This is a genomic window from Candidatus Enterococcus testudinis (assembly GCF_002140915.1).
In the GTDB taxonomy this organism is placed as follows: Bacteria; Bacillota; Bacilli; order Lactobacillales; family Enterococcaceae; genus Enterococcus_D; species Enterococcus_D testudinis.
On record NZ_NGKU01000001.1, the window covers coordinates 1,489,000 to 1,500,023 of the forward strand.

Annotated in this window: 10 protein-coding genes; 7 read left to right on the plus strand and 3 right to left on the minus strand. The window is 34.0% G+C overall.

The genetic code is table 11. From position 1 onward, the window contains the following. The first annotated feature begins 518 nt into the window (after positions 1 to 518). The gene (locus A5886_RS16175; protein WP_373404588.1) at positions 519 to 662 is read left to right on the plus strand and encodes a hypothetical protein; all 144 of its coding nucleotides are present in this window, start codon (positions 519 to 521) and stop codon (positions 660 to 662) included. A 518-nt stretch (positions 663 to 1,180) separates the two neighbouring features. On the opposite strand, the gene A5886_RS16165 is transcribed toward A5886_RS16175, so the two are convergent. Beyond that, on the minus strand, positions 1,181 to 1,351 hold the full coding sequence (locus tag A5886_RS16165; RefSeq protein WP_306297904.1) for an aldo/keto reductase: 171 nt from the start codon (positions 1,349 to 1,351) through the stop codon (positions 1,181 to 1,183). 118 nt (positions 1,352 to 1,469) lie between these two features. Then, on the minus strand, positions 1,470 to 1,667 hold the full coding sequence (locus tag A5886_RS16180; RefSeq protein ID WP_143353769.1) for a MerR family DNA-binding transcriptional regulator: 198 nt from the start codon (positions 1,665 to 1,667) through the stop codon (positions 1,470 to 1,472). Positions 1,668 to 1,825: 158 nt separating this feature from the next. On the opposite strand from A5886_RS16180, the gene A5886_RS07140 reads away from it, so the two are divergent. Further along, positions 1,826 to 2,650, plus strand: a complete 825-nt coding sequence (locus A5886_RS07140) for a hypothetical protein (protein ID WP_086274316.1) — start codon at positions 1,826 to 1,828, stop codon at positions 2,648 to 2,650. On the opposite strand, the gene A5886_RS07145 is transcribed toward A5886_RS07140, so the two are convergent. After that, positions 2,624 to 5,119: a sigma 54-interacting transcriptional regulator gene (locus A5886_RS07145; protein WP_086274317.1), complete on the minus strand. Its 2,496-nt coding sequence runs from the start codon at positions 5,117 to 5,119 to the stop codon at positions 2,624 to 2,626. The two genes, A5886_RS07140 and A5886_RS07145, sit on opposite strands and share 27 nt — an antisense overlap. 250 nt (positions 5,120 to 5,369) lie before the next feature. Between A5886_RS07145 and A5886_RS07150 the strand changes: the two genes are divergently transcribed. The 5 genes from A5886_RS07150 to A5886_RS07170 all read left to right on the plus strand — a co-directional run bounded on the left by A5886_RS07150 (position 5,370) and on the right by A5886_RS07170 (position 10,668). After that, entirely contained in the window at positions 5,370 to 5,813 is a 444-nt protein-coding gene (locus A5886_RS07150; RefSeq protein WP_086274318.1) for a PTS sugar transporter subunit IIA, read from the plus strand. 1 nt (position 5,814) lies between these two features. Further along, entirely contained in the window at positions 5,815 to 6,297 is a 483-nt protein-coding gene (locus A5886_RS07155) for a PTS sugar transporter subunit IIB (RefSeq protein WP_086274319.1), read from the plus strand. Positions 6,298 to 6,299: 2 nt separating this feature from the next. Next, positions 6,300 to 7,073, plus strand: a complete 774-nt coding sequence (locus tag A5886_RS07160) for a PTS mannose/fructose/sorbose/N-acetylgalactosamine transporter subunit IIC (RefSeq protein ID WP_086274320.1) — start codon at positions 6,300 to 6,302, stop codon at positions 7,071 to 7,073. Then, a complete protein-coding gene (locus tag A5886_RS07165) occupies positions 7,070 to 7,894 on the plus strand; it encodes a PTS system mannose/fructose/sorbose family transporter subunit IID (protein ID WP_086274321.1) in 825 nt (274 codons plus the stop codon). Before A5886_RS07160 ends, A5886_RS07165 begins: the two co-directional genes overlap by 4 nt. 188 nt (positions 7,895 to 8,082) lie before the next feature. After that, positions 8,083 to 10,668, plus strand: a complete 2,586-nt coding sequence (locus A5886_RS07170; RefSeq protein WP_179189991.1) for a family 78 glycoside hydrolase catalytic domain — start codon at positions 8,083 to 8,085, stop codon at positions 10,666 to 10,668. The last annotated feature ends 356 nt before the right edge of the window (positions 10,669 to 11,024 follow it).

An 11,024-nucleotide genomic window follows, 5' to 3' on the forward strand; every position in this document is an offset into this window, starting at 1 on the left:
TAGTATAAAAAAGATAAAAATAGGTGTGTTTAAGGAAAAATATAACTTTATATATAAGAATTATTTTATTAGTAATACTTGTCGGGAAGTGGTTTTAAAAATGGTGTTTTTGCAAATAATTTAAAACTGAAAAGTCGATAGAAACTGAAAACATTATATTTAATGAGATATGATCAAACCCTGTTTAATCATATCTGAAGCATACGAGGTTGGTGTGATTCGCCACTTACTGAAAAGCTATCCAATAGACTAAAGCATAAAGCATCTATTTCGTGAAGCACAAATTCCAAATTGAGAGCGCATTTTCAATATATCAGAACGAGCCAATGATACTTTAGAATTAATTACTCAAATCCTGTATACACGTATCAAAAGTTGGAGAGAGTGGGATTTTGGTACATTTGAGGAGGGATCGGAGTCTCTGAATCCACCATTACTATATCAAGATTTTTTTTGAAGCTGGAGGAGAGGATAAGTATGCTCTTAGACAACGTGTGTCTGATAAAATAATAGACCTAATGCGTAAAGAACAAAATCATACTGTTCTCATGATATCTCACGGACCAGCTTCTAGACATTTAATGAGGCATTGGGAATCCATAAGTAAGATCAATCAAAGTAGTAAGTTTGGCAATTACTATATATTGAAATTTTATTTTTAAAATGATCTATTTAACTTAGTTGATATTATCAATCAAGAAGACAGCTTGGTTATTTCTTAGGTGGTATAAGAATGAATCCGATGAACTCATATAATACGAGACACAAAGAACTCCTCCATGATCCATAGGGAGGAGTTCTTTGTGATTAAATTAAATATTCATTGTCCGATTGGCCATCCATTTAATCATTTGAGGATCAGCATGTAAGAAGAACTGACTCTCACCTACATTCAAGGCCGCTATATTAGCAGTTTGTTGTTGGAAGGGTTTGATTTAAATTTGGTTGGCTTGAGAAGTTACTTTGTTGAAGGCGGCTAATCTACTCCTCGAACAACAACAAAGTTGTATACACCGATGATTTTGACTTTGCCTTCTATATTGTAATTCTTCCATTGCTCGCCAAGCCCCATATTCTTCATTATATGGTTGGTGTAGTAGTAATAGATCGATTTAATCCAAATTTAATCGATTCAATGAGCGTTCAACTGACGCTCTAGTTTTTTCATATGATGTATCCTCTACCCATATTTGATTTGGGTAGTTATGAAAAGTTCATCGCGAGGCACTGAAGATTTCGCAATCACTTTACCAACAGCTTCTTCATTCATATATGATTGAGCGGTGTCGATGTGACAATATCCAGTTTGAATTGCCGCATAAACTGCTTTTTCCCTCCGATTAGTAATCAGTAAATATTCTTCTGCTCTAGCCGTTTATTACCTCTCTCTTGAGATAACGAGGAAAATTCCACTAACAAATCAATGGAAAAGCCTGCCTTTTGTAAGTTTATTACCAAGTACACCCAGTTCAATTTTGTTTTAAAACACGATAACTATTTTTATCACGAGTGATTGAAAGAATTATTCCAAATCGTTCATAATAGAGAATCCTATCCACTGTCAAATCCAACATTTCAGCAACTTCCTTAGTATTTATTATTATCGCGTCCTTCTGTGATTTGAAAATCCCTAAATTAAATGAGTAGACTCTGTCTCTTATACACATCTAGATGTGTATAAGAGACAGAAATTATACTCTAGTATACTACCACATTCATATCATCAACCCTTTGATCTATTATGTTTTTGTATACTTTGACTAGATCAATACTCGGTCACTTGAGTTAATAGGATACTTATTATTTTTTAGGAGAATTAATAAATATGGAAGATAAAGAGATAATTTTTAAAAAAGACATCTTTAGTATAGGTGTAATAGATGAAAACATAAGTTTCTTCTATCCTTATGCATCTATAGTTTATATGCTTTCAAAACAGGAAGAAATTATGAAACGGTATGAATCTGCTCGACTTTTTCTAACGTTTACCTTATCTGTGAAAGAAAAAGGCGATTTGGAAAATTATTTTGGTTTGGATTTTCCCAATCAGGATCCTACAGCAAAGAAAGGATTAACCTTAACTGGGACCTCTTATTTTTATGAAACTGCTTTAATTCACTATAATATTATTATAGATTTGACATGGGTTATGACAAAAACTGCTTTGGAGTATTTATATACGGATACTCCATTTGGACAACCTATGAATTTGGATACTATTTCAGAAGTAAATGAAGCTTTCCTTATTCTTCGGAAAATCGAAAGAGATGTTGAAGGGCCAACAGTTGATGACGCTTGGTATGAATATACCTCATCGATGGGGCAGACGAATATGGACTTATGTCAGCATGTCCAAACATTTTGGAAAAGCTTTTCAAATAGTGAAATACGGAAAGACTATAATTTCCTTAAACATAGAGGCACCCCAACGTATAAAGAAATCGATGAACTAAAATCCTCTAAGTTGTTTGAATATCGATTTAGTAATGGTAATGAAATTGCTACTAAACCTATTGATGTTTTAAGGCAACGGAATTTGGCTGAAGGAATCAAAAACTTAATTGATTTTGATAATAATTTATTATTTGATTATATTGAAATTCTATTCAAGTTAAATAGCAAATTAATTGATGAACTTGTGAGTAAATGAGATGTGTATAAGAGACAGGTACAAATACTTATCGACAGATTCAATACCCATGTCAATTACTATATCTCTTGTATACAGATCCGCTGGAGAGCTATCAATAAAAGCAGTTTTACGACCTGCTAATGTTAATAGTTTTGATAACCCATCTTTCAAAATGATTTCTTGAAGGGAAATAAACGGAATAAAGGTTATTTTAGGATCTAGCGTGCCAACAGTTGCGATAACTTCGTAATCTTTATGATTATCGATAAAATCATTGATGGAACGTGCATCATTTCCGTTAACCGGCTTAATATCAACATCATAAATGCCAAAATTTTGAAAACTATTTTTTAAGTTAGTTTCAAGAAACTTTGCTGTTCCTTCACCAGTTCGGCAGACAGTATAAATAACTTTTCTTTTTTTTATGCCAAAATACTGATTGATTTTCTGTTGAACACTATAGGCACGTTTCTTTTCTATATCTAAAATGGATAGTGCTGCTAATGGTAAATCCATGGATAATAAAGCTTTATTTTTAGCTGTTTCTAGTAAAATGAGGGTGTCAATACGTTCGATAATGAATAAGTTTTTGCCTGTTTCTTCTCTTATTTTTCCTTCGATACCAGCCATTGATCCCATATCTACAAACAACAAGAAGTTAGCATACTCGAGTTCATCAACAAGAATTTTTATTTTTTCATAGATTTCTTTTGGTGCTGCGTTGAGAGGCATATCTATCGGTAAGACGACGTCGGTGCCCAAAAGTTGATTGATTGTTTGACTTAGTTCCGATGCAACTCGATCGCCATGAGCACAAACCAAAATGCCAAAGTCACTGGTTTGTTTTTCGTTATTTTTAATTGAAGAAATAATATTTGATAAAATAACAATATCATCCTCGGAAAAGTATAGGTCAAATAAGTTTTCCAGCTCCCGAGTAATTCTTCTGAGTGCATTCGTAATGTTTACGTCACTATTTTTTGGGGATAAATCTATAGAAGGTGTGTTTGTATCGTTTGTACGACTATATATATATAATGCAAATGCAGTACTAATATTGTCATTTATGATAATGCCACACTCTTCGTACAAAACATCTGAAACAGTCAACATTATTTTTTTGATATCTTCATTTAGCAAAAAAGAAAAGTGCTCATTCATGAGACGTTGCTTAGCAATCTTTTGGCTATAGTCTTCAAAAGCCTTTGTTATGGAATATCCCTCTTTTTTTTCTTGAAAAAAATCTAGAAAGTCATAGTCACCATCTGTTGGTTCATTGATGGATAAGTCGGTACCAAATTCAAAATAATCTTGATCGACCAAAGTACTGACAATTTGCTTTTCTTTTGCTGTAGTTGAAATAAAAGAAGATGCTACAGAAGGAGGGAAAAAATCTTGAGTGACTGAAACTTTGTCCAAGTGATTCTTTTTTTTCTCAAGTAGACCACGTGCCACGGAAAGTTGAATATCACTTTTTAACTGGCCGATATTTCCAACAGGTGTATAGGTTAATAAGGAAGAGATTGCTCTTCCTTCAACAACAATACAGGAGTTTATTTTTTTGCTTTCATTGTCATATAGATGAAGAATAAGTTCTAATCTTTCTGCAAAGTCTCTATTATTTAGATTAGGCATTTGGATTGCTACTGGAATTCTTCTTTTAAATGTATCGAGTAGAACTGAGTTTGGATGTTCTGTAGTAGCTAAAATTAATAGTGTAGACGCAAACGTCTTTGTATGTGTTTCGCCTAATTTGTAATAGCTCCCTTTGTCGATGTATTGAAATAACATTTCTTGTCCTTCAGGTGGTAACCTATGAACTTCATCAAGAAAAAGTACACCCTTATCAGCAATCTCAATCAAGCCTTTTTTATCAATATCGGCACCAGTATAAGCCCCTTTTTTACTTCCAAATAATTGGCCCAGTAATAGTTGAGGGTTTGTGGAATAATCAGCACAATTCAAAATAACGAACTGAGAATTGTGAGCAAAAACATCTTCCTTTTTTCCATGTTCATGCATTTTCTCGGCTAATAAACTTTTCCCAGTTCCTGATTCCCCCAAGATGATTGTATGTAATCCTCTGGGAGGATAGTTAATGGCTGCTTCCGCTAACTGTATCACTGGGGCAAGGCTCTTGTTGGCGCCAATTAAGGTTTCAAAAGGGTCTTCAGATGAATTATGCTTAGCTAGATCAATAATTTCAAATGTACTTGAAATCGTTTGCAGTTGTATAAATGGAATAGAAAGCATTTTTTCTAGAGACTTATTGCAAAGAAATCTTGTAGGCTTTCCTTTGATTTTTATCAGTTTTCCATCTTTAACCAATGAATTTAGGTCGGAAGAAACATTGTTTCTCATAATGCCTAATTTTTCTGAAATATAGGATGTAGTAATTCCAATATCTGGATTTGCGATTAAATCAGAGCGATTGATTTTGTCTGTTTCTTTCTCACAAAATAAATAAATTGTATCGATTCTCCGCATTTTATCTCACCTCAAATCTAACTATACCTATAATATGAACAAAAGCAATACCAATTAGGAGATAAACTAATCTTGAATCAAAGAAAAAAACTCCATGTGTATTAATGAGTATTATATTAGCTATTGGTTGATCAGAAAGAGTTTTAACTGTATTAAATGTGTCTTAATTATATTTTGAAAAGGTATGATTTTAACTTTTTTTAGAATTGGCATAGTTATTGCTTTATATATCTATGAAAGGAGGGAGAGAATGGATAATAGAATCGGTGTTTTATTAGCCAGTCATGGAAGGTTTGCTCAAGAAGCCTTAAATAGTTTAAAAATGATTTTAGGTGATATTGAAAACATGGGGGCCGTTGCATTAGAACCTGGTACTGATTTAAATGGATTTGTTGAAATAATGGAGGATGGAATTCGGGCGTTGAATACGGAGGAAGGCTTAGTCATCTTTTGTGATATCTTTGGAGGAACTCCGAGTAATGCCGCAGCAATGATTTTAATGAAGAATAAAGAAGCGAAATATATGGCATATTCAGGTTTGAACTTGGGTATTTTGTTGGAAATCGCACATTGCAGGAATCAATCAATCAGTAAGGTAGAAGAGAAAGTAGATGAAGTTTTACCACTTACATTGAAAAAAATAGAATTAGCTAAATCAGGAGTAAAATCTTCTGAGCTAGAGGAGGAGTTGTGAGATGGCTATAGAATTAGTTAGAATTGATGATCGCTTAATTCATGGTCAAGTTGTGACCACGTGGGTGAAGCAAAAAAGAATTGAGCAAATATTGATAATTAATGATGATATCGTGAACGATCCAGTTCAAAAGTCTGTTTTTGATATGATGGCACCCCAAGATGTTCTTGTGAAAACGTTTAGCATTCATAAATTCATTGAAGTTTATCATAAGACAACGATCAAACGCCGGACGCTGATTTTATTAACCAATTCAGTTGACGCATTAGCACTTTGTCAAGGTGGTGTTGATTTTAACACACTTAATCTTGGTGGAATGAAGAACAAACCAGGTAGAAAGCAATATACAAAAGCTGTCTCACTGAATGAAGAAGAGTTGAAAGCATTGAAAATGATAAACGAGACCGGAGTAAAAGTTGAAATTCAGATGATCCCTTCAGAAAAAATATTGACACTAAATGATTTGGAAAGGAATGAAAAATAGTTATGCTTATTCAATGTTTGTTATTAGCAATTTGGGCAGGGATTTGTACGGTCGATGAAAGAACACTGTGGACAGGTACACCTAAGGCGATTCTAGCCGGTTCAGTTGCGGGTGTGATTATGGGTGATGTGACTACAGGGTTAGTGATAAGTGGTACATTACAGATGATGTGGTTAGCAAATGCAGCAGTTGGCGCATATGTACCACCAAATGAGGCAACTGGAGCAATTATTGGCGTAGCCATTGCCATTATGACTGGTGGAGGATTAGCGACTGGATTAGCAGTTGCGATACCTACTGCATTATTATGTCAGCAAATTATTATGTTAACGAATACGATTAATATCTTTTTCCTGCATCAGGCGGATAAGGCAGTTGATTCTGGGGATTTTGATAAAGTAGCCAGGTATAATTATCTTGGAATTCCCTTAAGTTTCATAGCCGGATCAGTTCCTGTATTTGTGGCTTCATATTTTGGTGGTCCAGCAGTTGAATCTGTTTTAGAATTTATTCCACAACAAGTCTTTGATGGGCTGACTGTTGCAGCTGGAATTATTCCTGTAGTTGGTATGGGTATGTTACTTATGATGATGATGGGTAAGAACATGTGGATCTTCTTGCTGCTTGGCTTTATTTTCTCTTCCTATCTTGGATTAGGGACCATTGCTATTTCACTGATTGGTATCTGTTTGGCCGCATTGTACGATTTAATCATCAATAAAAATGAAAAAGAAGAAATAATTATCGAAACTAGTGAGGGGGATTATGATTTATGACTACATCAAAAGAACAAGAGACTGTCATTAAGTCAGAATTAAGAAAATCTTTTTTTAGATCAAATTTGCTTATGGCAACAAGTAATTTTGAACGAATGCAAGCACTGGGCGCCTATTATTCAATTGTTCCGACGTTAAAACGTCTCTATGGTGATAAACCAAAAGAAGTACGTGTGGCTGCGATAAGACGCCATCTTGAGTTTTTCAATACAAACCCTTATGTTTATGGACCCATTCTAGGTATTTCAATGGCCATGGAAGAACAAACTTTGGAGAATCAAAAAGATTCTGTTATCTCTGTGAGGACAGGCTTGATGGGACCATTTGCTGGTTTAGGAGATAGCTTACTTGCCATGACAATTGTGCCAATCTATATGAGTATTGCGTCAGGTCTCGCAATTGAAGGGAATCCCATTGGACCGATTTTATTCTTTCTTCTGTTCTCTATTACAATTTGGCCAATTAAGTATAAGGGGCTTATGTTAGGTTATGAAAAAGGGACTGAAATTTTAACAGGAGAAAATGGGAATAACATTCTTAGAAGACTTTCTACAATGGGAAATGTTGTCGGAATGATGGTAGTTGGTTCATTGATAGTCACCACAGTGCGTATCAATACAGCAATTGAGTATACAGTCGGTGAATCAACAATTAATGTACAGGAAATGTTGGATGGTATCATGCCAAATCTATTTCCCTTCTTATTAACAATAGGAATCTACTTCTTATTGAAAAGAAAAAGCGCAAAAAATGCTGTCCGAATTATCGTTTCCATTATGATTGTCGGTGTGTTACTTTCTTTGTTAGGAATATTAGCATAAGTGTAGATGGACGAAGTTATGATATAAGTAAAAATTAGATTATAATATCCAGATTATACTAGATGTTTTGCGTTACTCATCGTGAATTCGTTACAAGAAATTGCTGAAACGTAAGATGAACGTAAGTATAGTCTGGTATTTTTGTTTGACACAGCTTTATTTGGGTTTAACTACACATGGAGGATACTATGGAAGATATTCTTATAAATGGAAAAGAGAACAATTTGGCAGTGGATCTTGATGAACCAATAAAAATTGAATGGTCAAAATTGGCGACGGGGTATTTAGGTTATCTCCTTGAGATTTATCAAGAAGATCGTTTGATACACAAAATAGCTTCTCAAGGCACCGAGGTTTTTTATTATGTTCAATTGAGAAATAATTTCCAGGAAAGAAAAAAATTCAGGGTGAAATTGTGTCTCTATTCAGGTGAAAACGGTTCTGTTAAAGAACAATTTAAAACATTTTTTTACTCTGCAAATCCGAATTTAACTCATTCTTCTTGGATAACACGCTTAGATAATCCGATTGAAAAAGAAGTCACAAATTATCGAAAACGAGTTGGTTTTTCTTTTGAGACAAATCTAGATGTAGGCAATTTAGCAGATGATATTCTACTTGATATTTCAGGAATTGGATATTATGAAGTTTATATCAATGGCAGGAAGATTAATGATTATTTTTTGAATTCTGATGTAACAAATTATTCAAAAGTTGTGTACTATGATACATTCAAGATAAATAAATTTTTGACATCTGGTTCAAATTTAATTCAAGTATCATTAGGGAATGGGTGGTTTAATCCAGCTCCTTTGAAATTATTGGGAAAATACAACATGAGAAACTATTTGGCAATAGGAAAACCTATGATGATTTGTCAAATTACACAGTTATCACAAGATGAAGCCAATTACCTTTTGCAGTCTGATAAGCTTTGGCATTCAAAAACAACAAATTTAGTGTTTGATAATCTTTATATTGGCGAAACAAGAGATTTTTCAGAAAAAAACAAAATGGTGACGGATCAACTAAGCTCTCGAAAAGTTGATTTGACGACAGTTGAAGTTCCAGGCCCGGGAGGAAAACTTGTCCCCAGCTTTATTGAAAAAATAAAGAGAGAAGAGCCTTGTACGCCTAAAAAAAACGTTCGTCAAGGTGAAAAGTATTTGATAGATTTTGGTAAAATTATATCTGGTCAAATCCGTTTGCAGGTTTCAAGTCCAGATAAAGAAATTTATTTAAAATACGCCGAAAAGCTAACAGAATTTGGGGATCTTGATTTTTCTACCACCACAACGAGTACGTATGGTGTAGATGACAATGAATTAGGAATTTCCAATGATGACCCGGTAATTCAAGAGGATTTGCTCATGACGGGACAGGGAGTGTCCGTCTTTGAGAATCATTTTTCTTATCATTCATTTCGCTATGTTTCGGTATATGAAAAAAATGGAAAGAGTTTTGAGTTTGATGATATAAGCGCCTTTCCGACTTATACAAATATGGATCAAGTCATCAGTTTTAATTCTTCTAATGAGGGTTTAAATTCACTATTCCAAGCACATATTCAAACAAAGAAAAATAATATTCATTCTTATTATGAAGACTGTGCGAGAGAACGGTTGGGCTATGGAGGGGATATTGTTGCCTTATTGGAATCCCAGATATTAACCTTTAATTCTGAAAATATGTTGCGCAAAGTGCTCTACGATTTTATTAATGATCAAACAGAGATTGGTGGTATTACACAAACAGCACCGTATATGGGAATTCAAACCTATGGTCCTAGTAATCGAGCTGGATCATTGGGCTGGCAATTGGTTTTGCCTGAAATTGTGATTAAATACATGAAATATTATGGAAGTCAGATTTTGACAAAGCCAGTAATTGACAGCTTAAAAAAGCACGTGGATTATTTACTTAGTTTTGATTTTGACTATATCAAGCAATGCTGTCTCGGTGATTGGGGTGCATTAGATACCAAATTAATCGAGGGTAAAGAAACACCGCCAGATAGAGAATTCTGTTCAGCAGCTATGTATCTCATTATGTTGAGAAAGTACCAGCTTTTAGCCCCAAAAATAGGATTGACTAAGGAAAAAGTAACTTTTTTGACAGAGACAGTTATGGATACAGAAAGAAAAATTATTGCTGAATTTAGAAATGAGCATGGGACTTTTCAGAGTGGGAGTCAATCATCGTATCTCTTTGCCTTGAAAGCAGAAATCGTTGATTCTGTCGAAGTCTTCAAAAAATCATTGGTAAACAAAATTGAATCAGAGGATAATATTTTCAAATTTGGGATTTTTGGGATGGCATGGTCTTATGAAATTTTAAATGATTATCCTGATGTGATATACAAATGGCTACAAAGAAAGACCTATCCAGGATTCCAAAAGATGATTCAGGAAAATGGCGGTGTCTTAAGTGAATACTTCCAACCTTTGCCAGGATCATCATTGAATCATGCGATGTTTTCTTCTTATGGAAGTTGGTTTGTTTCTGATTTACTAGGATTAAAATTTAGTGAGGCAGTGGAACAGTCTAAACATCTCTTTTTTTCACCATTCATACCTAACGATGTGGATTTTTTGGAAGGTAGTTTTGAGTCTGTTCATGGACTGATTTCAGTGAAGTGGAATAGGAAAGAAACAAAATCAAATTGTGTATTGACAGTACCTGATGCAATAACTACTTCTTTCTCAGAAAATATTTGCATAAATAAAAAGAGAAAAGAAATGAATAGGCGTGTCTATCTACTTAGTGTAAAGTAGTTTTTTTACACATAGCTTGATGAAATTTTTTAGTTTCACCTCCTAAAAATTTCTTCATGCATACCGCCTTGATTCTGGTGTTGAAGATTTGGGATGTTTGCGAGGATTTTATCTTCTGGCACAACGAACTGGGCGGATTCCCCCAGAGCGATGATTTATTAACTTGTCTAGATGGGCTCAATAATATACTTCTAAATGAAGTGAAAAACTCAATAATAAGAGTCTATCTATTACTTAGCAGAAGCTTTCATTACTATTGGTTAGTGCTTATCTCAAGTATAGTCCATGAAAAGTAAATTTAATGTGGTTTTACTTATGGTTTACATTAAATTATACTCTAGTATACTACCACATTC